The 26,411-nt window shown below is 39.9% G+C and carries 19 protein-coding genes and 1 pseudogene; 13 read left to right on the top strand and 7 right to left on the bottom strand.

From position 1 onward, the window contains the following. Window positions 1-534 precede the first annotated feature (534 nt). Window positions 535-1,020, bottom strand: coding sequence for a transposase (locus tag NHN17_RS19960; RefSeq protein WP_373689581.1), 486 nt, complete (start codon window positions 1,018-1,020; stop codon window positions 535-537). A gap of 229 nt (window positions 1,021-1,249) precedes the next feature. After that, window positions 1,250-2,236, bottom strand: a complete 987-nt coding sequence (locus NHN17_RS19955; RefSeq protein ID WP_255044386.1) for a LacI family DNA-binding transcriptional regulator — start codon at window positions 2,234-2,236, stop codon at window positions 1,250-1,252. A 565-nt stretch (window positions 2,237-2,801) separates the two neighbouring features. Between NHN17_RS19955 and NHN17_RS19950 the strand changes: the two genes are divergently transcribed. From NHN17_RS19950 to NHN17_RS19915, 8 genes are read left to right on the top strand one after another with little or no spacing between them, the layout of a single operon-like run. Further along, window positions 2,802-3,890, top strand: coding sequence for an ABC transporter ATP-binding protein (locus NHN17_RS19950; RefSeq protein ID WP_255044385.1), 1,089 nt, complete (start codon window positions 2,802-2,804; stop codon window positions 3,888-3,890). A gap of 15 nt (window positions 3,891-3,905) precedes the next feature. Continuing rightward, the gene (locus tag NHN17_RS19945; protein WP_255044384.1) at window positions 3,906-5,186 is read left to right on the top strand and encodes an ABC transporter substrate-binding protein; all 1,281 of its coding nucleotides are present in this window, start codon (window positions 3,906-3,908) and stop codon (window positions 5,184-5,186) included. A gap of 5 nt (window positions 5,187-5,191) precedes the next feature. Next, window positions 5,192-6,052: a carbohydrate ABC transporter permease gene (locus NHN17_RS19940; protein ID WP_255044383.1), complete on the top strand. Its 861-nt coding sequence runs from the start codon at window positions 5,192-5,194 to the stop codon at window positions 6,050-6,052. Further along, window positions 6,049-6,879, top strand: a complete 831-nt coding sequence (locus NHN17_RS19935; RefSeq protein ID WP_255044382.1) for a carbohydrate ABC transporter permease — start codon at window positions 6,049-6,051, stop codon at window positions 6,877-6,879. The genes NHN17_RS19940 and NHN17_RS19935 overlap by 4 nt, the downstream gene beginning before the upstream one ends. A gap of 19 nt (window positions 6,880-6,898) precedes the next feature. Then, complete coding sequence (locus NHN17_RS19930; protein WP_255044381.1) at window positions 6,899-7,432, top strand: ester cyclase; 534 nt, start codon at window positions 6,899-6,901, stop codon at window positions 7,430-7,432. Then, on the top strand, window positions 7,429-8,448 hold the full coding sequence (locus NHN17_RS19925) for an ester cyclase (protein WP_255044380.1): 1,020 nt from the start codon (window positions 7,429-7,431) through the stop codon (window positions 8,446-8,448). The genes NHN17_RS19930 and NHN17_RS19925 overlap by 4 nt, the downstream gene beginning before the upstream one ends. Window positions 8,449-8,466: 18 nt before the next feature. Continuing rightward, the gene (locus NHN17_RS19920) at window positions 8,467-9,411 is read left to right on the top strand and encodes a nuclear transport factor 2 family protein (protein ID WP_255044388.1); all 945 of its coding nucleotides are present in this window, start codon (window positions 8,467-8,469) and stop codon (window positions 9,409-9,411) included. Between the two features lie 5 nt (window positions 9,412-9,416). Next, window positions 9,417-10,172 carry a sulfite exporter TauE/SafE family protein gene (locus tag NHN17_RS19915; RefSeq protein ID WP_255044387.1) on the top strand — a complete coding sequence of 252 codons (756 nt, stop codon included), beginning with the start codon at window positions 9,417-9,419 and terminating at the stop codon, window positions 10,170-10,172. 1,199 nt (window positions 10,173-11,371) lie between these two features. Here NHN17_RS19915 and NHN17_RS19910 read toward each other — a convergent pair. From NHN17_RS19910 to NHN17_RS19890, 5 genes and pseudogenes are all read right to left on the bottom strand, one after another. Continuing rightward, a complete protein-coding gene (locus tag NHN17_RS19910) occupies window positions 11,372-14,368 on the bottom strand; it encodes a site-specific integrase (protein WP_255044379.1) in 2,997 nt (998 codons plus the stop codon). Beyond that, entirely contained in the window at window positions 14,362-16,599 is a 2,238-nt protein-coding gene (locus tag NHN17_RS19905) for an integrase (RefSeq protein WP_255044378.1), read from the bottom strand. The genes NHN17_RS19910 and NHN17_RS19905 overlap by 7 nt, the downstream gene beginning before the upstream one ends. Beyond that, a complete protein-coding gene (locus tag NHN17_RS19900) occupies window positions 16,580-17,170 on the bottom strand; it encodes a hypothetical protein (RefSeq protein WP_255044377.1) in 591 nt (196 codons plus the stop codon). The genes NHN17_RS19905 and NHN17_RS19900 overlap by 20 nt, the downstream gene beginning before the upstream one ends. A 438-nt stretch (window positions 17,171-17,608) precedes the next feature. Then, window positions 17,609-17,815, bottom strand: a complete 207-nt coding sequence (locus NHN17_RS19895; RefSeq protein ID WP_255044376.1) for a helix-turn-helix domain-containing protein — start codon at window positions 17,813-17,815, stop codon at window positions 17,609-17,611. Window positions 17,816-17,941: 126 nt separating this feature from the next. Continuing rightward, window positions 17,942-18,459 (bottom strand): annotated as a pseudogene (locus NHN17_RS19890) (IS6 family transposase). Between the two features lie 543 nt (window positions 18,460-19,002). Here NHN17_RS19890 and NHN17_RS19885 point away from each other — a divergent pair. The 5 genes from NHN17_RS19885 (at window position 19,003) to NHN17_RS19865 (ending at window position 26,223) form a co-directional block, all read left to right on the top strand. Beyond that, window positions 19,003-19,881: a hypothetical protein gene (locus NHN17_RS19885; protein ID WP_255044375.1), complete on the top strand. Its 879-nt coding sequence runs from the start codon at window positions 19,003-19,005 to the stop codon at window positions 19,879-19,881. 83 nt (window positions 19,882-19,964) lie between these two features. Next, window positions 19,965-21,410, top strand: a complete 1,446-nt coding sequence (locus NHN17_RS19880; RefSeq protein ID WP_255044374.1) for an MFS transporter — start codon at window positions 19,965-19,967, stop codon at window positions 21,408-21,410. Window positions 21,411-21,517: 107 nt separating this feature from the next. Continuing rightward, window positions 21,518-22,924, top strand: a complete 1,407-nt coding sequence (locus tag NHN17_RS19875) for a sulfatase-like hydrolase/transferase (protein WP_255044373.1) — start codon at window positions 21,518-21,520, stop codon at window positions 22,922-22,924. Between the two features lie 59 nt (window positions 22,925-22,983). Continuing rightward, window positions 22,984-24,249, top strand: coding sequence for an anaerobic sulfatase maturase (locus NHN17_RS19870; protein ID WP_255044372.1), 1,266 nt, complete (start codon window positions 22,984-22,986; stop codon window positions 24,247-24,249). 198 nt (window positions 24,250-24,447) lie between these two features. Then, window positions 24,448-26,223: a glycoside hydrolase family 43 protein gene (locus NHN17_RS19865; protein ID WP_255044371.1), complete on the top strand. Its 1,776-nt coding sequence runs from the start codon at window positions 24,448-24,450 to the stop codon at window positions 26,221-26,223. Window positions 26,224-26,411 lie beyond the last annotated feature (188 nt).

Genomic DNA, 26,411 nt, shown 5'->3' with positions numbered 1-26,411 from the left:
GAGCCGGAACTCAGAGACCAGAAAAAATTATAGAAAAAGTAGGCTAGGCATATTTTTGCCATGGCTATTTTGTTCGAATCAGTTTTCATTGCAGTTCCATTAATGATTGACAAGTAAAGGGAGGCTTCTGCCTGCGATGCTCTTGTTTATCTAAGCTGATATCGAGATGCTAATAATATTAGTTATATTAAGCAAAATATTAGTTGTGAGCTTATGACTATCGTCACGAGGTTTGGGTGATTTAATTCTATTGGTGTGATGGCTGTCGCGTTTTGGCGGGTTATAAATTAGATTTATAAGTGATTGTAATTTTCCACCCTCGCTGAGGGTGCTAATATTATTAGTTTGGAGTAGATAATGATTTGAGTCTTGGGATGGTTTTGTTGCGTAAATCAAAATTAAGCTGAGCGGATTCAGCACTCGTTTGGAGTTAATCAACTCTAGTTGTTTTAGGCATGGCAAGGCTCGACAGCTTATTTATAGCTCGAACAGCAGCATAAGCTTCACCGACTTGAGCATCATAATCTCGTAGACTCAGGTTGGAGCCAAGAAGACGTTTATATCTCGACATTGCCGTTTCGGATATCGACCGAGAGTGATAGCCCGACGTTTTCTTCCAGTGCTCATTGCTACCATGAATGCGTTGGCAAGCAACAGCTTGTTTTCTCGGGTGCCCTCCTCCCAGTAGGCAGCACCACTTTTTGGTGGTATGAGTGGCCGTGCTTGCTTACGTTTAATCGCTTGATAACATAGACGAGTATCGTAAGCGCCTTCACCTGATATTGACTGGATTTTGCGATGAGTTTTCTTTAATAACTCAGGAAGAACTTCATCATCAGTAACCGTTGAAAGAGAGAGCTCAGCACTGATAACCTGGTGGGTATCAGCATCTACAGCAAGATGAAGTTTACGCCATAAAAGCCGCTTTTCGGCACCATGCTTCTTGGCTTTCCATTCGTCTTCGCCTAACACTTTTAGCCCAGTAGCATCAATAGCGAGATGCCGAATTTCACCTCTGATAGGTATTTTGATTGAAACATCAACGTCCTTTGCTCTTCGGCTGAGACGAGTGTAACATCCAGAAGGTTATTGAGCCTCTATTGATAAGGGCTTGATTGTACTCTCTCCAGTTATGGGTCTTGTAACGAACTTTGGCCTTATTCATGATTCATATAGCGAATCATGGAACATGAGCGATCAGAACGTCACTTTCGGAAAGAGTTCAAACTGATTTACGCAACAAAGTCATTCAAGCAGTGTCCCTTACAATCAGCTCGCCGCTATAATAGTGATACTGTAAATCAGCTTTTGAGCCCATTTCAATTCGGTTCAATAGTTGAGCTATGGCTTCTTCGATTAGCTTATCGAGCGGTTGACGATAACTGGTGAGCTGAAAGCTTGGCCAAGCGGCCATAGGGATATCATCAACACCAATCACCGCAGGTCTTTGCGGCTTACTTATCTTTTGCATCCCTTCTAATAAACCAATCGCGATAATATCATTTGCACAGAAAACCGCTTCAATGTCTGTATAGTGTTGCGTTATGGTAGCGGCAGCATCGACGCCTGATTGAAAAGAAAACGTGCCGGGAATATAGAGAGAAGGGGGCGCTCCGTGTTGTAACAGACGGTCACGAAAACCTTCCCACCTTTGTTCGTTTACCATACTGCCGCGATTACCTGCCAAATAAGCCGTTCGCTGATGACCAGTTTCAACTAGGTAATCTGCAATTTGTTTTCCTGTAAGACGATTATCAGTACAAAAAGAGCTAGCTTCTGTATCTTCGAGGTACTGATTAATAAAGGTCAACTGAATACCATGAGAAAGGCACTTTTCTAGTAAACCCTTGCTAATCTTACTGGTTGCGATGATTAAACCGTCTACCTGGTATTCAATAGCCTTGTTTACTGCTGTGTTCATATTGTTGTTATCCGCCATACACAGTACCGGTTGCCCGCCTTGCGCTTGAATCGTGTAAGAGAGTTTACGGATAATTTCATCATAAATTGGGTTAACTTCATTGTCGGAGACAATGGCGACAAGCCCTGATCGCTTAGACGTCAGACCACGGGCCATCGCATTAGGGGTATAGCCTAATTTCTGAGCGCCATCTATGACGAGCTTTCTTTTTTTATCTGAAATACTGGCATTGGGATTAAAGGCTCTTGAGACCGTTGATTGTGAAACGCCCAGCAAACGAGCAACATCTATCGAAGTTATCTTTCCTTGTCGCATTATTATTCCAATTAACGGTGATGGTTAGTGTCTTAGCTGAATTTAACCCATTGATATGCTGTCACATCTTTCATTTATCTAAGACTCTGGTACAGGTAAAGGTCGCTATTTCTACGATATAAATTCAAGGTTAGTCGTTTTATTTAAGAGTAGTACCTGATTTAAGCAAGAGTCGTACCAGAAATCATGTTCCTTTATCAATGTGGTTTTAATTGATGCTCAACAAAGCCAAATGAAAATACTTCACGCTTATGCATCAATTTAGCACATTGTTGCCTTCATCTAGTGCAAGTTGCCTTGCATCTTTGACTACGTAGTCAAAAAGTAATTTTGACCGGTGGTTAATGTCTTTGGTTAAAGCCCTGTCATATCTTAAGTCCAATAATATATTGATTATTTTTGTTTTAATTGCAACAAGCTGGTATGCAACTTGCTCTATGTTAACTACGAGAGCTATTTATCAGTTGAATGCGAATGCAAATATATAGGGCATGCTTCGCTAATCAAGATTGCGAATCCTAAATAGTTTATGGACGAATGATGAAAAAACGTAAAGGGAGTTCACATGGCATCAATATCATTGCGCAATATTGATAAGACTTGGGGTAGTTCAAAAGTAATTGAAGACCTTAATCTAGAAGTCAACGATAAAGAGTTTTTAGTTTTACTTGGACCTTCAGGCTGCGGCAAAACCACAACGATGCGTATGATAGCTGGGTTGGATACCCCGACGGCGGGAGATGTAGAGATAGATCAAGAACGCGTCAATGATACTCATCCAAGAGACCGAGACATCGCAATGGTGTTTCAAAACTACGGCCTCTATCCGCAAAAGACGGTATATGGAAATATTGCGTTTCCACTTCAGATGAAAAAAGTTGATAAAGATGAATTACATGCTCGAGTTATCAAAGCGGCTAAGCGTGTTGAATTGGATCAATTGCTGGAGCGAAAGCCCTCTCAGCTTTCTGGAGGGCAAAGGCAGCGGGTTGCATTAGCACGAGCTATCGTTCGGGAGCCAAGCTTATTTTTGATGGATGAACCCTTGTCGAACTTGGATGCCAAATTGCGCGTCTCTATGAGAGCGTTATTAAAGAATTTGCACTATGAATTCCAACGTACCACCGTCTACGTTACACATGATCAAATCGAAGCCATGACGTTAGCAGACCGTGTTGCCGTGTTGTACCAAGGCAAAATTCAACAATTGGATACACCTAAAAATATCTACAATAATCCACGTAACCTGTTTGTAGCCGGGTTCATCGGCTCGCCTTCAATGAACTTTATTAAAGGCTCAGTCAAGCAGGGGTCTTTTAAAACAGGAAATTGCCAAGTATCTGGGTTAGGTATCGTCTCTAACGCAAGGGTTACTTTGGGTGTACGTCCTGAGGACATTGAAGTGTGTTCGCTGGCAAAAGCAAACCTGACGGGTGAGATTTATTCCATAGAAATGACGGGTGAGTCCACACTGATCACTTTGGAAGTGAATGGCAATCTAGTGGTAGCTCGAGCGGACAAGAACTTTGAAGCAAAAATTGGCGACCCGATCGGCTTCAAATTTAATCTTGATCACACCTATCTATTTAATACCTCATCCGAGCAGCGCATTGATTACGATGTCTCGCCTGAATTGACCAAAATAACTGCTTAATATTTAAGGGACTAAATGATGAAGAAGCAACTACTGACATTAATGACTACGCTGGCGTTGTCCAGTGGCGTACATGCTAATTGCGACCTATCAGGTTACGAAGCACAAGGAGAGCTTTCTTTGCTTTCTAACAGTTACGCGGTCCTTAAGTATTTCTCAGACAAAATGGCCGAGTGCGAGAGTGAGTCATTAAAAATAAACAATAAACTCGTAAGTGGGAGCGCGGTGCAGGAGCAAGCTCGTATTATTCTCTCAAGCCGCAGAGGAAACTCGCCTTATGACCTAATTCAAGTGTCGGCAGAGAGTTTCCATGAGTTTCAAGCTAAAGAACAGATCCAGCCTATTACTGATCTAATTGAAAAGTTTTGGGATGAGTATGAACTGAGTGATATCCCAAACGAGATATGGGACTTAGCCACTATCGATGGTGAGATCTTTGCGGTTCCTCTACAAATGAACATGCAGCAGTTCTTCTACCGAGAAGATATTTTAAATAAGTATGACTTAAGCGTGCCTAAAACGTATGCCGACGTAATTGCCAATGCGGAAGTACTACAACAACAGGGGATTAAGTATCCAATTTCTCAGGCGATGGGCAAGGGCTGGGATCTGGCTACCGAGTTCACCAATATCTACTTGTCACTCGGAGGTGAGTATTTCGATTTGGAAGGTAAGCCACTGTTTAATAGCGATAAAGGCGTAAAGGCTGCAGAAACGTTAAAGTCACTACTTTCTTATATGTCTCCGAATGCGCTTTCAATGTCTAGCGACTTGGCCATGGTGAACTTCCAACAAGACAAGGCGGTGATGGGAAACATCTGGGCGACGCGCGCTGCTGAGATGGACGACGCCGAGGTTTCTAAGGTAGTGGGTAAGGTGCAGTACACCGGCGCGCCAACGGCCACGAGTAAGGTGTCTATACCATCAACCAGCATCTTCTGGGACGGCTACGTGATGCCAAAACGAGTGGGGGAGAACCGTGAACTCATCTTTAAAGTACTGATGGAAATGCTGAAGAAAGAATCGATGGCGGGCGCAAGCCACCTTGCATTCTTAACTCGTAAATCAGCCAGTGATGTTGAAGGTGAACAATATCGCTACCTGAACGCCATGCGCGATATGGTCGAAAGTGGCGCGAAGGCATTTCCAAATCAACCGTATTACTCTCTAGCACATAATGAAATTGGCAGTAAGCTTCCGGATGCACTTCGAGGCAAGAAAGACATAAAGCTAGTTTTGAACGATGCCGCTAGAGCTTACTACAAAGAAGCCAAAGCACAGGGCTTTTTGGAGTAGGGCTGATGATGAAGTTACGTAACTTTTTAGCCTTTTCTGGTCCATCGATCATCTCAATGGTGTTGCTGATGACAGCACCGTTAATCATGACTATTTACCTGTCGATGTATCGATTAAATTATAAAGGCGATCTGCGTTGGGTCGGTTTAGATAACTATCTTGATATTTTAACTGATTCTGAATTTTGGTCGGCATTTGAGTTTACCTTTGTCTACACCATTACCGTTACCTTGAGTGTGATGATCTTCGGATTCTTAATAGCCTTAGCACTCAATCGTTTGAAAGGTAAGATCCGAGCCTTTTTTATGGCCGCAACGTTATTACCGTTTGTCGTCACACCGGTCGTCGGGACGCTAATTTTCTCTTGGTTGTTTCAGGACTTTGGCTACTTAACGTATTTGTTAAATTTGATAGGTATTGAGATCTACTGGTTCAGTGACACGCTCGAATCTCGAACCTTGATTATCTTATACGGAATTTGGCAGGTGACACCATTTGCAGCCATTGTTTTTTTTGCCGGATTACAGGCCATACCAAAAGATACGCTGGAATCATCTTTGTTAGACGGTGCTGGGAGCTGGAATCAGATAAAACATGTTGTTATACCCACCATACAACCATTAATTCTATTTGTTTCGATGATCTGCATTATGGACGCTTATCGACTATTTGATGCGGTGGCGATTATGACAGGGGGGCTAAATAATACCGAAACGCTAATGTACTACAACTACCGAGTCGGTATTGTTCAAGATGCGGTTGCTAAAGGAAGTGCGGTTTCCGTACTGACGATGATAGGGATTTTCGTTTTTCTTATCCCATTTTTGTACATGACTTATAAAGAGCAGAAGGGGATTCGGCAATGATAGTTCGACTGATAAGAGAAAAAACCATTTTTGTATACGCCGCTTTATTGGTTTGGTTAGTGTACTGCACGTTTCCATTCTTCTGGACTATTTTAACCTCCATTAAGAATCCAGTAGATGCCTTTTCAAATCCGCCAGTTTGGCTCTTTGAGCCAACAGTAGCTAACTATGCGGCTCTATGGTTAGACTTTGGGTTTAGCACATTTTTGTGGAACTCGGTTATTGTTACGCTTGGTGTCGTAGTGATTTCGCTTTCGATAGGCTGTTTAGCAGGTTATGCCCTCGCGCGTTATCCCGGCAAGATGGGCTTTGGGCTTTTGATGGTCGCTCTGGTGTTTCGCTCGCTGCCTCACACAGTATTTCTGATCCCATACTATGAATTTACTCGTATGGTTGGCCTTTACGATACGCACATCGTTTTAATCATGATCTTAGTCGCAATTAATCAGCCATTTACCATTTGGATGATGCGATCTTTCTTTATGAATATTCCCAAGGAGCTAGAAGAGTCAGCGATGATGGATGGCTGTAACCAGTTCCAATCCTTTATGAAAGCCATCGTTCCTGTTATGTGGCCAGGCATTATTACGACAGGTTTGTTTACTTTTTTATTGGCTTACAACGAGTTTTTAATCCCACTGACATTAACGGCAACGAACGCGTCCACGATGCCCGTTGCTATCTCTCAGTTTGGTGCAGATGACATCAAGTATTGGTCGATGAGTGCTGCAGGTGCAGTGTCCATTACCTTGCCAATTGTGGCGCTAATTGTGGTTTTTCAGAAGCGTATTGTTTCTGGATTGGTCGCGGGTGCAGTTAAAGGCTAATTTTTTTATAGGAGTGACTATGAACCGTCCAGAACAAGCAATTCTAACCAAAGATAACGATTTAACAAAAACGGAAGAAACATTAGAGGTGATCGATTCAATGGTCGACGGGCTCAACGATCATGATATTGAAAATATGGGACGCTTTTTTGCCGACTCTTTCCGATGGATGGGTAATGCAGGTTGCGGCTTTAAAAATGGCTTGAAGGAATTTCAAAACCATTGGCAAAAACCGTTCCAAGCGGCATTTTCAGACAAGGTTTGTATTGATGAGGCGCGCTTAACTCAAGGACAGTGGTGTGCAGCATTTGGTCGTCAGGAAGCGATTCACTCAGGTACTTTTATGGGGATTGAACCAACCGGCAAGAAGGTCGTTATCCGTTATATGGACTTTTGGAAGGTCGTGGACGGTAAGATTGTTGACAACTATGTCACTGTGGATTTTCCTAGCATTATGATGCAGTTGGGTGTAGACCCATTTAATGGTCATGGATGGGAGAAGCTCGACTCTGAAGCTGGATCACTCATGCATACCGATGAGGTAATGAAATGAGTGTGCATGAATCAAATCGCAGGTTAATAGGGCGTTTTAATGCCGCGATGTATGACTTTGATCCAGTGACGGTACGCGCCCTAATTGAAGAGCTTTTTAGTCCTAATGCGACGATTCATATGACACACCCATTTGAAACATTATCGAGTGTATCTGCCCTTTGGGAAAACATCTACGCACCATTGAGTATTGCTATTCCTGACTTGGAAAAGCGTGTCTATATCACAATGGCAGGTTTCGATAACGGCGTGAATTGGGTTGGTTGTGCAGGCTATTATACCGGTGGATTCATGGAAAGTTGGTTGGATATACCGCCTACAGGCCACCAAGTATCAATGCGCTTTCATGAGTTTTATCGCATTGATGACGGTCGAATTACTGAGGTCCAGACATTATGGGATATCCCAGAGTTGATGATGCAAGCTGGTGTTTGGCCTTTAGCACCAAGCTTAGGTCGTGAGTGGAACCCGCCGGGTCCGGCGACCTGTGACGGTAATATTATCGTGGCTTACAACAGCGAGCTCGCAACAACAAGCCGGACCCTAGTCAGTGATATGCTAACTGGTTTGTCTCGTTTTGCACAAGGTGGTCTAGCAGCGATGGCATTGGAAAGATACTGGCATCCTCGCTGCAGCTGGTATGGCCCATCGGGTATTGGTACGTGTCGAGGTATCAGTGGTTTTAGGAACTGGCACCAAATCCCTTTCTTAAAGGCTATGCCAAACCGCAGAAGTATCGAAGGTAACGGCTACTTGTTTGCAGACCAGAATTATGTCGCATTTACTGGTTGGCCTGGTATGGCGATGTCGCTTACTGCTGATGGTTGGTTAGGTATACCACCAATCAATAAAGAAATCACACTCAGAAGCCTTGATTTTTGGCGCTGTGAAAATGGCAAGATTCGTGAAAACTGGGTTCTGGTTGATGTCTTACATGCTTATGCTCAGCTAGGTGTTGACGTTTTTGCTCGTATGAGAGAGTTGAATAAAGCGCGTTATCGTCAGTTTGAAGATTAGTAAGGAAAACAATAAATGATGAAAGGATTCGATGAAAAGTGGAGTGATTTCCCTGATTATATCTTAGGGATTACGAAGGAAATATGGGAAGACCGACAACTACATACACTACATCGTTACTACGCTGATGAGGTAATCGTTCGTACCCCATTCACATTCGCAACCGGTAATATGGGCGTAATTAACAGCACAATGGAGGTGTTGGCTGAGTTCCCTGATCGAACTCTATTCGGTGAAGATGTTATCTGGTCTGGTGATGATGAGTCGGGTCTCTATTCTTCACATCGCATTATCTCAACTGCGACTCAGCGAGAGACTGGTAAAAAAGTGCTTTTCCGAATTATTGCGGATTGTCATGCACTTAACAATCAAATTGATGATGAATGGTTGATTCGTGATCATGGTGCGATTGCTAAACACCTTGGGATGACACCAAAAGAGAAGGCGTTACAACTTATCGAAGAGGCGGGAGGTCCTGAGAAATGTCCGTTCCCGTTTACACCAAAAAGAGATAAGCAGGGACCATACCACGGTGTTGGTAACGACAATAATTGGGGAGTAAAGTACCAGTCTATTTTACAAAGGATAATGAGTGCCGAGTTTTCTGTTATCCCACAGGAGTATGACCGTGCGTGTATCGGTGAATATCCTAGTGGGATTCGAGCATGTTCACATGCGGAAATCGATGATTTTTGGATGAGGTTGCGTTCGGCTTTCCCAAACGCAGAGTTTAAGATCCACCACCGAATTGGGCGTGATGACTCGATGATGTCACCTCGTTCTGCAATTCGCTGGACGCTGGAAGGCAAGCATGAGGGTTACGGCCATTTTGGGAAACCAACAGGTGCGCACGTTTACATTATGGGGGCCTCTCATGCTGAGTTTGGCCCATGGGGAATCCGCCGGGAATATGTGCTTTTCGACGAAGTTGCAATTTGGCAACAGATACTACTAGGATCATAATGGTTATGATTACCGACCCATTATTCTATCTGACGGCAGTGCCTGCCGTCCTTATTTATGGCATAGGTAAAGGTGGGCTTGGCGGGGCATTAGGTATTATAGCTGTCCCGTTGATGGCACTGACCACATCTCCGATTGAAGCCGCTGCTATTTTACTACCGCTATTATTTTTTATGGATATCATAGCGATATGGCATCATGCAAAAAACTGTGACTATCAACAGTTAAAAGTTATGTTGCCACCGGCAGTAGTAGGCATAGCAATCGCAGGTTACTTTTTAAGCGTAACTCCGGAATATGGTTTGGAAATTTTGATCGGCACGCTTTCTGTTCTATTTAGTCTGCAGTATGTTACTTCAAATAAACCCAAACGTGTGCCGGGTAAAAAACAGGGGTATATTTGGAGCTTACTCAGTGGCTTTTCTAGTACGACTATTCATGCTGGTGGCGGACCCATTAGTATCTATTTGTTGCCACAAGGGTTGGGTAAAATGCAGGTAATAGGCACCATGGCGGTGTTGTTTGGCGCCATGAACTTCTTTAAGTTGATCCCTTATATTTGGTTAGGCAAGATGAACGCGACGAACCTTTCTACTTCTCTGGCACTGCTTCCAATTGCCCCAATTGGCGTCATGCTAGGTGTATGTTTGTTAAACCGCGTAAGCCAAGAAAAGCTGTATCAACTTTGCTACTTCTTTTTGTTCATTTCTGGGATTAAGTTGTTGTGGGATGGGGTGCAAGAGATGCCAGTATTGTTTTGATGGGCTTTGTTGCGAAATTCGATGCAAATAAATCAATAGCTTACGAATTATTCGGGTGCTGTAAAGTTAACCAATGCTCTGGTTGTATTTTCATATGAGCACATACCCGTTCAACTTGAAGGTGCAGGTTTGAATAGCCCATGAAGTTAACACTGTATTGTAAAATGCACAATTGTGTTTTTTGTACTGAGTATGCACGTTACCAGTGATCGTGCATACGATTTGACTTTCCTATACATTAAATAATTCGATATTTAATAAATTAAGTGTTGGCTCTAACTTAGAAATGTCCGTGCGACCTGAAGTCGTATGAAGCGTTGTTCACCACGAAAGAGTGAACCGTCTGTATCACCAGATGACCCTAGGATTCTGAATAAAGCAGCGAATCCGACAATGTAACGAAACTCAGTCACTAGATTGAGTGGGAACCGAATCGTGAGAGGGTGTTCCTCCTGATAACCACAAATCGGGTGAGTGCTAGGGAGTCAATATGATGAATGTAATGTGAATCCATTTAAGGCGCGTTATATGATGAAGCAGCGGAAGTGGTTAATACGCTGTAGCTAAAAAGGCCGAGAGTCGGAAAGAGATAGGACATTACTCTTTCGTGGTCATTGTACTCTCCGCACCATTGTGGGCATATAAGTTGACATTTTACGCGACATACGGAACAGGGTAAGCCTGTATATCTCCCTATGGGAAAGCAGCCTGTGAAGGTTGCCGATAGATATGCAGGTAAAGGAGGTTAGAGAAAGCGAATGCCGTTTTGTAATGAAGTGGATACAGGTTTATATTTGGCGCGAAAGCGAGCTGACTTCTAACTGGTCTCCCGTTGCGAGATAGCTTGAAGAACTTTATTAAAGAAGAAAAGCAAATGATGATTTCGAATGAAATTAGTGCGTCTTCTGACAACGAACCGTGGTTTCTTATTCACTGAGTGACCATTGGGGCAGTTTTAAAGCTTTAAGTGTGCATCGCAAAGGTAATTTATTACTGGGTGCTTAATGGTGCCTTTGTGGAGGCTTGAGCCGTATGCAGTGAAAGTTGCACGCACGGTTCTGAGGAGGGAGGCACCTGGCAACAGGTGCCGCCTATCCGACAATTGTGAGTTACGATGAATGCTTTCGATTTGTATTGATTTTTGGTGCTTTGGACATTTCCAGATAGATGACTCTGCTTGATGATAATTGATTTTGGATTCATAACCTCAAGATAATTATCCCCATCATATGAATCAAATACATTAGCAAGTGCGATGAGTATTTGCTATGTCCTGTTTTTTCTATGATCTTCTCCTCATCAGGGCTAATTAACTCAAGGCGTACTGCTCCAATGCCAGACTTAATATTTATCGATGATTTCTTCTCTTGCCGCTGTTTTAACCCTTGAAGGGCTTTTTTCCATTCCTCACGGATTATGCTATTGCCGTGATACAGGGTAATGGCTCGCCAAGACGACTTGGGAATCATGAAATGAAAGGTTTTAATGAATTGGTTTAAGGTATCTGGGCTATTGAAATATATACCTGATTTACTCTCACTGGTGTGCTTTAAGGCATAGCGTAACATCTCTTTAATTTCTTCTTTTTGTCTGGGATAGTTATTTCGAAGTTTTGCAATAGCTATGTTGACGATTTTATTTTCGGCTACAGATTTCAGTTTACCGGGTAATAACTTGTGCCTTCGAGCATTTGAGAAGTGGCGTGGCCGCTGGTTCAAATTGTTGGTTTTAAGTGACTTAATGTATTTGGCGTTTGCTAACCATTTGTCGACAGTCTCTTGCTCGATGCGATATTTGTATGCAATTTCTTGAATTCTTATACCCTTTTCAACTTGCTCTAGCACTTGATAGCAGATGGGTATACTAATGGTTTCTCCTGTTGAGCAAGGCTCTACCTGAATGGGGGTTATGCCATCTGTTACGATTGACTGTATAGGCTCAATCTTCAATTTCTTGATGAGATAGGGTAGGAAGTCCTTAGGTTGGGCGTTTCCTTTGTGATTTCGATGGTGCTGTCTAGATGAAAGCCCAATTTGAACCGCTTGCTTTTGACTGAGAGGGTACGTTGCTTGGTTGATCTTGGTGGCTGATATCCAGTCAGAATAGTGCAAGTAATGGGAAAAAGTCATCTCTGGTGATTCATGACCGGCAAAAATGGCGATGGCGTAGTATCCATTTTGCAGTGACTTACCCGTGATGGTATGGCGGATTTTGTGGCGTTGCTGTTTGTTGTAAGGAACGATATTTGGAATGGCATCAAGCTCATCGTCAAGTTCCAGCAGAAGGTGTAGCCGACTGAAGCAGCTATGCCTTAGGTGATGAAAGACTAGGTAAGATAGTCCGGAGAGTGCTTTGAGTGTTTCACCGACAAAGTTCGATACCAAAAAGGTGTCGAAAGGCTGGTTGATGTTTTGGCCCAAAGTGAAGACCAGGTTACCCATAGATGTGCGTGCAGCCATCTTCGATTGTAAGTGTTTGCTAACTATCTGCTTTTCATGTCCCAGTAGCAATGGGAAAAGCGGAACCTTTCTATGGCTGCTGGCCGTTTTGTTATCACCGAACCGGTTTTCCCGAATATCTATCCAACCGGTAGAAGAGGCTTCAATATGTTTGAGCTGGAGCTTTTTCAGTTCATTTAGCCTGAGGCCACATCGGTAGGAAAGGATACAAAGGGACTGTAGGCATATTTTCTCAGCATTGTTTAAATCAGCCAATTGCTGGATGTTGTTAAGTAAGGCAGAGAACAGTCCCTCATCGATAAACCCTGACCGGGTGTGCTGCTGGCCTGCATCGACATGAAAGTAGCTGCTGGTGAGTTCCGGAAAGCTGTAGTTCTGGACGGCAAAGCCATGCAGATCCTTTAGCCGCATGGCGAAGTACTTCTGGGACTTCGCAGATTTATGGCTAAAGACCAGATTCTTGTAAAGTTGCTCGATATCTTCTGATGACAAGCTTGAGAGTTCACATTTTTGACCAATATAAAGCCATTTTCTTGTGAGGTTCGCATTGTATTGTCTGAGGGTTGATGTGGTACATGACCATGTTTTGTAGATAAACCAATGGATGAGTACCGATTCCGTTTCTGATAGTTCGATGTTTGCGTCTAAATGTTCAAGTTTATCTCGTAAGCGATTAGGGGATAGTTTTTCATTTGGATTCTCATCTGCAAAGCATTGTTTTATCAGTTCAGGCATACCTTTTGTGCGTCCTTTAGACGAAGTTACCTGATTTTTGTGCTCTACAGTGATGTCCTTATTGAACTGATAGAAGTGGTTGTTTAGCGTTTGATTTACCTTTGGCTCAATAATACGAGAAATATTGCTCGGGGGTAAGGCGTAGGATTTTGTTCGCTCAATTCGGTATTCCACAAGTGCTTCACTGAGTTCGACACCGTCGAAGGTTTCACAGGTGTATATTGCGGCCTTGCAGAAGTATGTTAGTGATGTGGGGAGGTATGCTGGTGGTTTGATGCCGGCACATAGAGTGTTATATAGCTCTCTTGAATCTTTCGGTGGTATCCAGCCTGTTTTATTTGCGGCTAGCCATAACCGGAGTAGCCCCAGGGTAATCGGATGAAAATAACAATGGTATAGAGTCTTTGCTTCGTCATTTACATAACAATTGGTGTTGAGTTTGCTGTCCTCCAATGTGAGTGTGACAAAGATATTGTCTTGCCAATGCTGAAGCTTAAGAGGGCCTTGTATGAGCTCGTGACAAAATGCAGTGATGATATTTGCCGAGCACTGGCCACTATGAAATATCAAGGACATTAACAGTGATTGATAGATATCGGCGGGATTTTGTAGCTTTTTACTAAGCAGAACGTTATTGAACCACTCCACATAGAAACTATGAACTGCCCAAGCCGCCTTGAGCCACGGTAAGGTTCTTAATTGTGTTGGCTCCTTGTGTGTGACGAGAAAGGATGGTGGAGAAATCTTCCACCGGAATTGATCCTGATAGCGCTTAACAGTTCTAATTGCAGAATTAAAGGCCAGTCGGTAGTCGCGCTGGGTGCCAAATGTTTTTTCTAACTCAGCGATAAGTTTAAGCCATTTGTCTTCGAAGAGTTCGGGACTAGGCCGATTACTGGGATTTGGGAAGTGCTTGTCCAACAGCTGCTGAGTATGTCGTTTGACATTTTCGATCGTTTTTAGTCGCTTGAATTCTCGCGCCTCAATACCGATACTTACCATATGTTTCTCTCTAGACCGATTTCAATCAGGTGGTTATTAATCTCTTGGCTAATTGTTCTCATTTGCTTTCTATTGAAATGACTGAATTGATTGAAAGCATGCTTTCCCGTGCCTTGGTGTCCCATCCAAGCTGAAATCAACTCCGGTGGGATATTATTCTCGAGTAATAATGAGCGGATATGATGTCGAGGCCAGTTAGGCTGCAGAGGGAAAATGGGGTCAACCAATGCGATGAAGGCTGAGGGAATGGTTTCTTGGACTTGGTCTTTTTCTCGGTAAAAGAAAAGATGCTCCTGACTATTGAGGACTGAATGATATCTGATGCTAATAGCTTGGCTTTTATTGCCATGGTGTATGGCGGCTTGTTCAATATATGTCAGGTACTGTTCAAATACTTTAAGCGCGGTTTTGGGGAGTACAATAACGCGGCTGCAATCGCCGGTACTTTTCTCTTTGTCTGAAATCCAGCATTCACCCGTAGCTAGATGGTAGTGCTCTAATTTACCAAACCAGCCTGTCACCGGCCGGTATCCACAGCTAAGCCCCATTATGAGTTGGGTGTATAGGGTCACATTGTTATGGCACTCCTCAGAAAACTTCGATGATGGGCTTTTTAGTGATTTTTGAATAAGCTGATTAAGCTCAGAAAACAGTGACTTGAGGGTATTGGTTCGGATGTGAAGTGGTGAGCCGATAAGCATATTATCCTGGGTGGGTAAATTGTTCAAAATGCCCAGCTCTGGATTTCGGTTAACAGAGGCAATGAAGTTGATATAACGCTGATAGGTATTAAGGATGCTCGAATAAGGTAGTTGTGTATAGTAAAGGGCAGGAGCAGCCTTGATATCTGTGCCACAGATGATTTCAATGATTACAGGATCTATTTGTTCCAGTGATAGCTTTTGTCTGAGATACCCGCTGACTTTGGTGAGTGTGATGTGGGTATGGTGTTTTCGATTGATGTCCTGTAGATAGGCTTTTATCTCTTTTTCACCAATATCCCGAAATTGAAAGTTGTTTACTCCTTGTGTAATCAGTTTGGGAAGGGGGAAAGACAGATTATCTGAGATATTTTCTATGATGGGGTGTAATTCTGCTCTGAGTTTGTGGGTGGGCAGATTGTGTTTCCGGATAAACCCACTGACAGATTTGCGAGTGGAGCGTTGAACCTTTGTTTTTCTTAACTGCTCAATGGTGTTACCCATTAATAGCATCAACATGAGTAGTTTTGCTACACCGTTTTCATTGGTATCACCAACTTCAATGGTTTTGAGGCATGTCTGAACCAGGCATGCAACTTCAAAGTTGGTGAATGAGTAAATATCGCAGGGAAGGTGCATATTTTTCTTTCTGATACGCGCCTGAATGGCACGGGCTTTCATAACTTCTAGGCTGTAATCTTTGTTGACGCTGGATGGGCTAGTAACAATAGTCAGACTTCGATTGTCGTTTCCTAAACCGTCTTCATCTTGCCATATTTCATTATTCCTGGAGCCGAAATGAAGTTGCTTAATTTCGATGAGAGAATCTCCCTCATCATTTAAGTATTGTCTCGGACTGACAGTTAATGTGCCTGCCTGTCGAAATTGTTTAGTGGTAACGGACCTCGTATACCCTTCGGACCATTGAAGGCTGGCTTGGTATGGCCGGTGATAGTGCTCAAGTTGATTGATAATACGAGCTGACTTAATGGGGGACTTTTCTCTATCTGTCAGCTGGGTAAATTGTTTAACAAGCTCAGGGAAAGAGTACTTATTAATGTCTGGAAGATAACCTGCCATTGCTTCTCTTTGGCCATTGGCAAAGAGCCGGACTTCATCACAGATCGCTTTTATTTTGGCGTCATGTTTACCCATGAAGCTTAATCGAGTAATGCTGATTAAGGTTAAAGCTTTGTATTGGTCAAATTTGGATCTGTCGTAAGAAGTGCGAAGTAAGGTTGATGCCACAAAAGCAGGGATATATTTAACGCCTAATTGTCGGCTGTCAGCAATTTTGTGTAGAACCAATTCTGGAGAAATTGATGTTGGATGTTTTCTGTCCAAGGATTCTTTTAGCAAAAAGGAGAGCTCGCCAAAATGGCTACTGTGATGCGATGCTAATAGGTTACACAGACGAATGATCTCTTCAGCTATAACTGCATTTTCACAAGCAGAGAATGGAAATAACTTCTTTAAAAAAGCATCAATATTTCGAGATTTGAATCGCTCTTCAATTTCTTTCCGATTCATCAGTACACTCCCTGATCAGCTTCTCAAAAATAGATGGTTGAGATTGTGGCTCACAATTATTTAATTCTGATTCTCGACTTTTTTGCCGGGCTAATCCGCTGCGAGATAATGATGTCCACTTAGCTAATTGAGGCTGACTAATTTTATTTCTGTTGCTCAAAACCTGAACAATCCCATTTGGCGCAGACTGGTTGAAGTGTCTTCTAAAGGACTCAATGTGCTGAGGCTGTAATGATGATAGGAGAGTTCGTGTAATGTTAGTCCATGCGTGTAGTTGAATATCGTTGTCCGTTAAATCTCGGTGAGCGATAATTGTACACTTGTTGAAATCTGTATTTGATAAGTCAAAACCGAAATATTCGAAACCTGAAAATAGCAGCACTTTCCTTCTTTCCTGCTCAACCGCATGGAGTGTTGAGTATTGGTTCAGAGTGCGTAATGCGTCGATAGTAAACAGTGTTTTATCGAAGAGGAATGCCTGGTTATTAAAGAAATCAAACGCAGCTTTTGCCGCCGGATGAACGCTGATTGATAACTTTTTCTTGTCTCGGTCAGGTATGATCTTGGCCATAATTGCACAATCCTTAGCACAAAAAAGGTACATTCAGTATACAAAATTAGGTGACCATTTTTGTGATTAGCCCGCAATAAATGGCAAATTATGGGATTTGATGGATGTATCGATTTGGTAAATAACTTACTGAAAACTAAGAGATTGACAGTTGGTGTCGATCTTATGGCTCGGGTGGGTATAATCCTTCCAAGCTGATGATGCGGGTTCGATTCCCGCTGCCCGCTCCAAGTTTTATCTCTCTATAAATTTCACATATCTATCTGAAATTAATGCGCTTAATTGTGTGTTTTGACGTATCTAGCGTTTGGTTATTAATGGCTACAAATCTGCGTTGTGGCCAAATTGTGACCAGGATGGTGTCCACTGATTGTAATTTTTATTTAGAAAAATACTGGTTCAGTAAACACCTGGGTCATCAGCTCAACATGAGCAAAATTAGTCGTTCCCTTCTTTCTGAAACTTGAAAAGTTCACCGACAGAAACGTTAAGGTAATTGCACAATGCATCGATTACTTCTAAATCTACTCTTGTCGCAGTCTCATTATATAGGCGTGTAATCGTTCCTCTGTTGATACCGGTATCACTTTTTCTGATGAAAAGTTGTGCAGAAGTACAAACGAACTGACTTTTAGATGCAATCAAGCTTCAAGCGCGTAAAACTTATCCCAAAAGGATAACCCGTCAGGGTTGTTGAGCTGTCCATTTTTTCATCATCGACCACAGGTCGACACCAGCGAGTGTGGACCTAGTTCCCTCATCTGATTTCCATCATAGGCACTGATGTATCTTACCTTTCACTTTCCGGTGGCTTTGCTCGACAATATTCAAATACTTAACTTGAAGGACTTAAATCAGGTTAAGCATTCTCCCCATCAGCCAAAGATTCACGTTGATATTGTGCAGCGCTAACGCATTCGTAACACTTTTGTTTGATGACGACCTTTTCAGGCAAACCGTTATGACTAATAGCATTGTTAAAGAAGGCGCTGGCTGCTTTCTCTTCACGGTGCTTGCAAAGTAAAAAGTCAATGACGCTACCGTATTATCAACGGCTCGGTAGTAATACTTCCACTGACCTATGACGTTAAGTCTCGTCCATTCGTCACGAAGAAGCCACAGGTTTTCTTCTTCTACGAGTCAGTTGCTTTAGTAATGGCGCATATTTGCGTAACCCACCGATTCAATGTTGAGTGGTCAACAATGATGGTACACCCTGCAAATATCACTTCAATTTCACGATAGCTGAGTTTGTAAGAAATATAGTAATGAACGGACTGCAGTATGATCTCGGAAGGAAAAAAGACGTCCCATGAATTTCATGGTAGTAATATTAGAAGTGATGAAAGTTGATGAAGAGCATAACGGACCATCTCTGCTTGCGACAAAACCAGTCTGATTTAGTCAACAAAGTCAATGATAAGTATATTGTGTAATGATTAACAATATAATGAAAAAATCTCAAAAAAATAATGCTTGATAAGCAGCAAGACATAATTACTAAAGAAACTTACTAGAAATAAACTTAAATTATAACAGTATTATAAATCACCTGATAACTACTCCCGAAAATTAATCTCTTCCCTATGAAAAAAGGTTTTTAATAAACACCAATATATACTCTTAAAACAAAATTATAATATATGGTTTGTGTTTGTATTTCTATGATTTGAGTCACAAGTTAACTATATTTAATTTTGTTTTCTTACACTTTTCCTATTCGCAAAGTTTGATGTTATAGATTACAAAAATTGTTCTTGTGGTAATCACACTTAAGTATAAGTTTAGTTACTTATTTGTTGGTGTAATTTTGTATTTGTAAGGTTTTTTCTATGAAAAGATTATTTTTAATATTTATTTTGGTTACGAGTCAATATTGTTGGGCTAGTGAAAATATAGAGAAACAATCAAAAAGTTTAAATAAAGTAATTAATCCGCCAGCAGGCCGATTAGCGTATGTGAGTGATGGGAATTCACCAGATCCCGATGATATAGCAGGAAACGCTGTTACATTAGCTATTTTGGGAAAGTCAGGACTTAGTGACCGCCTTGTTCATTTTTCTTACGCATGTGATCTTGACCCTTTTAGAAACCCGATAAGTAACCAGAAAATTGATGTGGAAAATGAGCTTCGTCGCCAAAAAGTATTAAAATTTTCTGCAGATAAAGCTTCAGAAATTTATGGACCATTCAACAATGTTAGTAAAAATTATAATTGTCGAACTGAACAGCAAGAAGCAACTGATGATTTAGTTAAAGCAATTAATTCTTCAACAGAGAATAATCCATTATGGATCATTGAAGCTGGTGAACCCGACCTTATTGGCTATGCTTTAGAAGCAGCAAAAGCAGATTCTATTAAATACGTACATGTTGTATCTCATCACCCAGCAAATGATAACAGTGGTGATTTTTTTACTTGGAAGCAAATTCTTGACTTTGGTGTAAATGAACATCAAATAGGTGATCAAAATGTTGGATTACAAACAGAAATAAATAAATGGGATTGGGCGAAAAATCATAATGATAAAGGAATTGCCTTTATTTGGGATATGTTAGCATATGTTGAGAGTGATGGTGTAGTAAAGTTCCAAACTAATAAGTATGACTGTTCTGATGCCGGAATGGTGTATTGGTGGATTACAGGTGCTAGTAACGGTGGTAATAAATTTTCAACGCCAGAAGATATTAAGAAAATTCTTATAATGTAAAAATATAGAATATTTTAACAAGGAATTACATTGAATAATATATTAAAGAAGTTAAATGAAGTAGTTAATGATGGAGATGAAATATGTCAGAAGTGACAGTAACAGGGAGTAAGCCAAACGAGGGCTTGGCAAAAAAAATATGGTATTACTCGATAGGGGAGGGCGGAACTTCTATTGGTACAAATGGGATTAATAACTTCGCACTTTTATTTTATACTCAAGTGCTTGGCCTAAATGCATCTCTTGCAGGTCTAGCTTTGAGTATTAGTATTCTCTGGGATGCTATATCAGATCCTATGATGGGGTATATATCCGATAATACAAAATCTAGATATGGTAAACGACATATCTATATGTTTATCGGTGGTTTGCTACTTTCAGTATCGTTTATGGCTTTATGGATGGTACCTGAATCCTTTACCAAAAGCTCATCAGTACTTTTTGCATACTTATTATTTGTTAACTTAATATTGCGAACGAGTTTAACCATATTTGTTGTACCATACACAGCGTTAGGGTTTGAAGTTTGTCGTGGTTATGAAAGTCGAGCAAAATTACAAAGTATACGTTCATTTCTAAATATGTGTGTAAACTTTATATTCGGGGCACTAGCATGGACTTTATTCTTCAGTGATAGTGTTAATGAGATGGGAGTTCGTATTGATGGAACAAAAAACCCAGATAACTTTATAACTATGGGCCTTACACTTGGCCTTGTCGCATTAATATTGATTATGCTCTGCACATTTTTAACCAGAGAGTATGCTAAAAGCTCTGAAAATGAAAAAAAGAACGCAGGATTCAAGGAGTTTATAAAAAGCACTAAAGATATTCTATCTGACAAAATGGCTTTTAAAGTATTTTGCCTATTATTTGTTGCTCAGATAGGAACTATGTTAACTGCCCAACTTCAAATTTTTTCGTATGTTGAATTTATGAGCTTCTCAAGTGCAGAGAAAACGTTTGTTCATGGTAGTACTATGATTGGTTTTGCTCTTGGTGCTCTTTCAATAACTTCATTAGTCAATTACTTAGAGAAGAAATATATTGTTTTTATCGCAGTTTCTGTTTCTTCGCTAGGTGGCATTTTAATGTATTTAGTATTTGCCATTGATGTACTAAGTTTGGATCTTGTAAATAATAAAGACAATGTGGTGACACTTATCTTTTCTTTGTTTCAAGGTATGTATTGGGTAGGAGCAGGTATTATAATTCCATTAGCTGCCTCAATGGTTGCCGATGTCTCAGCTGTTAATGAGGCTAGAACTGGTCAATCAAAAGATGGCGGATATTCTTCAATGTTCAGTTTTGCTATGAAATCATCTGGTTCTTTAGCACTGTTATTTTCTGGTTCATTATTAGCCTTAGCTGGATATATTGAAGGTTCTTCGAGTCAAACTCCTGAAGTAGCTCTACAGATAGCAAGTTTTGCATTTTTGGTTGGTCCGATATTTTTGACAATTTCCACTGTTTTCATGAAAGGTTACAACATTAACCGAGATGTAATTAATCAATTAAATAAATCTTAATTAATTGCTTTGTATTTATTTAACAATGATTTCGCATAAATGTTAGTTGGTAGATTAAAAGTAAAAAAGCGAAACGATAAAATTAAACTATATATAAAGGAAATGGAATGAAAACAAATAAAAAAAAGTTAGTTAACATAATAAGAACTGCGTTGTTAGGAGCTGTAATTTCCGCTCCTGTATACTCAGCTGAAGAACCCAATATTATATTTATTTTGACTGATGATCTTGGATTTAATCAAATAGGTGCTTATGGTGACACAAAAATAAAAACGCCAAACCTAGATAAATTAGCTGATAATGGTTTACTTTTCACTCATGCTTATGCTGGAAATACTGTTAGTTCTCCTTCTCGGGTTTCACTATTTACTGGAAGGGACAGTCGTATTATGAAAGATAATACTAACCAAGCAAGGTTAGATGATGGTGATGTAACGTTAGCGCATATATTAAAGCATGCGAGTTATGAGACCGCAATGTTTGGTAAGTACTCAATAGGTTATAGTTATGGCATTACTGATCCATTATCCATGGGTTTTGATACATGGTATGGAATGAATTCAATCTTGGAAGGCCATCGTCAATATCCACAAATGCTATGGAGAGATGGAGAAAAAATAATAATAAAAGAGAATGAAGGTAATAAAAAAGGGGCGTATGCACAAGAGTTATTTACAAATGAAGCAATTAAATTCATAAATAAAGATCGAAGTAATCCATTTTTTGTGATGTTAAACTATTCATCCCCTCATGCTGAACTCGCAGCACCTGAGAGGTTTGTTAAAATGTATGATGGAGTTTTTGATGAAGAACCATATACAGGTATGTCAACAGGAACCCCAAGTGATAAGTATGCATCGTACTACCCTGAACCTGTTGAAAAACCAAATGCTACATTAGCAGGCATGGTTACAGCTTTAGATGAATATGTTGGCCAGGTCGTACAAACATTAGAAGATAATGATATGGTCGACAATACAGTCATCATATTTACTTCTGATAATGGACCACATCAAGAAGGCGGAGCTGATCCTGAGTATATGCGAGCGGCTTTTCCATATAAAGGTTTTAAACGAGATCTTTATGACGGTGGAATTCACGTACCAATGGTTATTTCATGGCCAGATAAAATAAGAAAATCACGAGTAGAAGATACGCCTATTATTTTTGCTGATTTTCTTCCAACATTTGCAGATCTATCGGGTGTATCCTTAAATACAGTTCCACGAGTAAGAACAAATGGTGTTTCAATCATTAATTTACTTACGGATGAACCACAAATAATGGATGATAGGTTGCTTTATTGGGAATACGGTGCAAAAGCAAAAGTTACAAGTGATGGTGTTATACGTCAAGCTAGACAAGCTGCAAGAAAAGGAGAGTGGAAAGCAGTGAGGTATGCATCTGAGAATAATATAGAGCTTTATAATATTATTTCTGATCCAGGAGAAACAACTGATGTTTCTTTGGAAAATTCTGATGTAATGAATGAACTTTCACCGTTGTTCAAATAGTAAAATGAAAAGGTCATTCCAATTTAGGAATGGCCTTTTTAAAATAGTAGGATATGAAAATGAATCGAGTGTTTATAGACACAACACAATTAAACGCAAATAACCCTAAGATTATTGATAGAACACCTATAAATTATAGTGTTGTTGCTAAGCCAACCGGTTCGAAGTGCAATATGAAGTGTAGTTATTGCTTTTACCTTCACAAAGAAGAAATGTTGAATCAAGAAAAAAAATCAATAATGCCAGATGATGTATTAGAACAATATATAAAACAGTATCTTGATACTCAAGATGGGGCCGTGGTTGAGTTTATTTGGCAAGGTGGCGAACCTACTTTATTAGGTTTACAATACTTTTATAAAATAGTTGAGTTTCAAAAAAAATATAAGCGGAGTTATCAAGAGGTTTTAAATTCATTGCAGACTAATGGCCTGTTAATCGATGATAAATGGTGTGAATTCTTAGTAAAAAACAAGTTTCTTGTTGGATTGTCAATAGATGGACCTAAAGAATATCATGATTATTGCCGTCGTTCTAAATCCCAAAAATCTGTTTTTAATAGAGTAATTGAAACCGTTTCTCTTTTTCATAGGTATGATATTACCTTTAATGTTTTATGTGTGGTAAATAGCTATAATTCAAAGAAACCATTAGAAGTTTACAAATATATTCGTGATGTTATTAATCCTTCAATCATTCAATTTATACCATGTGTTCAACATAATATGTTTGAATCCGTCGCTCCATTATATTGGAATGAAAACAAATTACCAATAATAGGTACACCTCGATCTTTACCAGGTCGAAGTGACTCTATTGTAACGGATTGGACAGTAAACTCTGAAGATTGGGGCGTTTTTCTAAGTACAGTTTGGGCTGAATGGTTAGAAAATGATTTTGGTACAGTTTTCATTGAAAATTTTGAAGATATAATTGCTCAAATTTATGGTTACGGCGCCCAAAAATGTACTAGTAGTCAACATTGTGGTAAAGGCCTTGCAATTGAATATAATGGTGATATGTATTGCTGTGATCATTTCGTTTATCCTGAGTACTTGTTAGGTAATATTCAGGAAACACATCAAAGTGATTTAGTGAACTCGTCTAAACAATTAGATTTTTCTCGGTTGAAAGAAACATCTCTTCCTAAATACTGTAAACAATGCTTATATTTAAAGCTTTGTTGGGGAGAATGTCCTAAAAACAGATTATTAAAAACCCCGGATAATGAAGTTGGATTAAATTATCTTTGTTCTGGTTATAGAATTTTTTTCAGTAAAGTTATAAATAACAAATATATATTAGATGGTAAATTTAAACGCTAGCACTAAAGTTTTGTTCATGCTTTACATATCTAACTTAAATACAGTGTCACTGTCAGTAAACTGAAGTAATTATATATAAATTTTAATTGGAGTGGTAATAAAATGAAATTGCAAATCAAAGGTTATTAATAACCTATGGTTAATATTTAATGTGAAGGTTAAAAAACGATATTTATTACTAATGTAAGTGGAGGTTCAATGAATATGAAAAAGAAAAAAATTATAATCATGACTGCTATTTTTTATTCTTTTATGTCTTATGCAGATATTGGGAATATAGAAAAGGTGTCAGGCTTTAAACCAATACAATCTAAAGTAGGCAGTTGGGGTGATCAGGGAGATGGTACTTATATAAATCCAATTTTAAATGCTGATTATCCAGATTCTGATATAGAGCAAGTTGGTGATACTTATTATATGATTACCTCTAAGCAGCATATGTCACCTGGTATGCCTATTTTACAATCTAAAGATATGGTAAATTGGGAAACCATAGGCCATGGATTTGAAAAACTGTCATGGGCACCAGAATATAATTGGGATAGAATGAATGGATATTCATTCGGAGTATGGGCTGGAGATTTAGCTTATCATGAGGGCACTTGGTATATTTATCAAATAGATTATAAACATGGTCTCATGGTAACGACTGCACCAGATATCAGAGGCCCTTGGAGTGAACCTATCATGATGCTTCCACCAGATGAAGTTGTCGATGACCCAGCTGTTTTTTGGGATTATGATTCACATAAAGCTTATATGATAATTAATACCGGCCTTAAACAAAAACAACCAGAAAACGAAACTCCTGGAAATGAGAATAGAATCTATGAAATGAGCTGGGATGGAAAGGAAATCTTAGGTGAAAGTGAACTTGTTTATACAGGTCGAGGTGCTGAAGCAGCAAAAATTTATAAGATAGATGATATTTGGTATATTTTCCTTGCTGAATGGGATATTGGTGATACCTCAACACTACCTGGTGTTAAAAACCCTAAAAATGATAGAAAGCAAATTGTACTTCGTTCTAAAGATAGTATATATGGACCATACGAAGTTAAAACAGTTTTAGAAAAAGGGTCAGTGTTTAACGATAGAAGTGCAAGTCAAGGATCGTTATTACAAGCTCCTGACCAATCATGGTGGTATATGCATCAATTAATTCAAAATGATGATATTCCTTTTCAAGGAAGGCCACAATGTTTGGAGCCTGTCAATTGGGTTGATGGCTGGCCAATTATAGGAGTTGACACGAATAACAATGGTATAGGAGAACCTGTAAAACAGTATAGGAAACCAATTAATGGATTTCCTATAGTCGCTCCTAGTTCTGATGACGATTTCTCTTCGTCTAAGCTAGGTTATCAGTGGGAGTGGAATCATAATCCAAGAGATACACACTGGTCGCTTACTGAAAACCCAGGAATGTTACGATTAAAAGCAAGTAAAGTTTTGCCTAATAAAGACGGTTATGGACCAAATATAAATCAGTGGACTAATAATGATGGTTCAGATACAGATTTCTGGCGAGTTTCCAATGTGATAAGTCAACGTATTATGGGGATAACTACAGGAACTGCGATCGCAAAGTTTGATATTTCAGGCATGGAACCAAATCAACTCGCGGGGTTTGCTAGGTTTGGAGGTAACTATAATTTATTAGGTGTTGAAGTTGATGATAATGGAAATAAAAATCTGTTTTATATGGACTCAATGGGGAACAAAACGCAAGGTGTCGTAATTAATAGCAATGACTTATTTATAAAAACGACAAATGTAAGTAATCAAGCAAAATATTATTTTAGCTTCGATGGTGAAAAATATGAATCGTTTGGGCCCACATTTACAATTTCTTTTGGAAAGTGGACAGGTGACCGATTGGGATTCTTCACGTGGAATGAGAAAAAAGATGAAGAAGCAGGTTATATAGATGTAGATTGGTTCACTTATGATTATGATGGACCCAAGGGATAAAATAGATATGATTTGAACATCATCTAACCTTAGTTAATAAATTTTAACTGAGGTTAGGTGTAACTGACTGGTCAAACTAAGATAAGCAACATTATTATGCTGATGTCGATAATGTAAGCGTTCACCAGTAGGTACTTGATTTAGGGGTTACAAGCTAAATACGTTTGGATAAGGCTGGCGAGCAGTAA

This window comes from Photobacterium pectinilyticum, assembly GCF_024357955.1.
GTDB lineage: Bacteria > Pseudomonadota > Gammaproteobacteria > Enterobacterales > Vibrionaceae > Photobacterium > Photobacterium pectinilyticum.
Note: the sequence above shows the minus strand (reverse complement) of the source record. Positions and strands in the feature narration are given on the sequence as shown.

Excerpts from the sequence above, each read along its gene's own strand:
- NHN17_RS19955 (WP_255044386.1), bottom strand. The coding sequence starts at position 2,236 with ATGCGACAAGGAAAGATAACTTCGATAGATGTTGCTCGTTTGCTGGGC.
- NHN17_RS19950 (WP_255044385.1), top strand. The coding sequence starts at position 2,802 with ATGGCATCAATATCATTGCGCAATATTGATAAGACTTGGGGTAGTTCA.
- NHN17_RS19945 (WP_255044384.1), top strand. The coding sequence starts at position 3,906 with ATGATGAAGAAGCAACTACTGACATTAATGACTACGCTGGCGTTGTCC.
- NHN17_RS19940 (WP_255044383.1), top strand. The coding sequence starts at position 5,192 with ATGATGAAGTTACGTAACTTTTTAGCCTTTTCTGGTCCATCGATCATC.
- NHN17_RS19935 (WP_255044382.1), top strand. The coding sequence starts at position 6,049 with ATGATAGTTCGACTGATAAGAGAAAAAACCATTTTTGTATACGCCGCT.
- NHN17_RS19930 (WP_255044381.1), top strand. The coding sequence starts at position 6,899 with ATGAACCGTCCAGAACAAGCAATTCTAACCAAAGATAACGATTTAACA.
- NHN17_RS19925 (WP_255044380.1), top strand. The coding sequence starts at position 7,429 with ATGAGTGTGCATGAATCAAATCGCAGGTTAATAGGGCGTTTTAATGCC.
- NHN17_RS19920 (WP_255044388.1), top strand. The coding sequence starts at position 8,467 with ATGAAAGGATTCGATGAAAAGTGGAGTGATTTCCCTGATTATATCTTA.
- NHN17_RS19915 (WP_255044387.1), top strand. The coding sequence starts at position 9,417 with ATGATTACCGACCCATTATTCTATCTGACGGCAGTGCCTGCCGTCCTT.
- NHN17_RS19910 (WP_255044379.1), bottom strand. The coding sequence starts at position 14,368 with ATGGTAAGTATCGGTATTGAGGCGCGAGAATTCAAGCGACTAAAAACG.
- NHN17_RS19905 (WP_255044378.1), bottom strand. The coding sequence starts at position 16,599 with ATGAATCGGAAAGAAATTGAAGAGCGATTCAAATCTCGAAATATTGAT.
- NHN17_RS19900 (WP_255044377.1), bottom strand. The coding sequence starts at position 17,170 with ATGGCCAAGATCATACCTGACCGAGACAAGAAAAAGTTATCAATCAGC.
- NHN17_RS19885 (WP_255044375.1), top strand. The coding sequence starts at position 19,003 with ATGAAAAGATTATTTTTAATATTTATTTTGGTTACGAGTCAATATTGT.
- NHN17_RS19880 (WP_255044374.1), top strand. The coding sequence starts at position 19,965 with ATGTCAGAAGTGACAGTAACAGGGAGTAAGCCAAACGAGGGCTTGGCA.
- NHN17_RS19875 (WP_255044373.1), top strand. The coding sequence starts at position 21,518 with ATGAAAACAAATAAAAAAAAGTTAGTTAACATAATAAGAACTGCGTTG.
- NHN17_RS19870 (WP_255044372.1), top strand. The coding sequence starts at position 22,984 with ATGAATCGAGTGTTTATAGACACAACACAATTAAACGCAAATAACCCT.
- NHN17_RS19865 (WP_255044371.1), top strand. The coding sequence starts at position 24,448 with ATGAATATGAAAAAGAAAAAAATTATAATCATGACTGCTATTTTTTAT.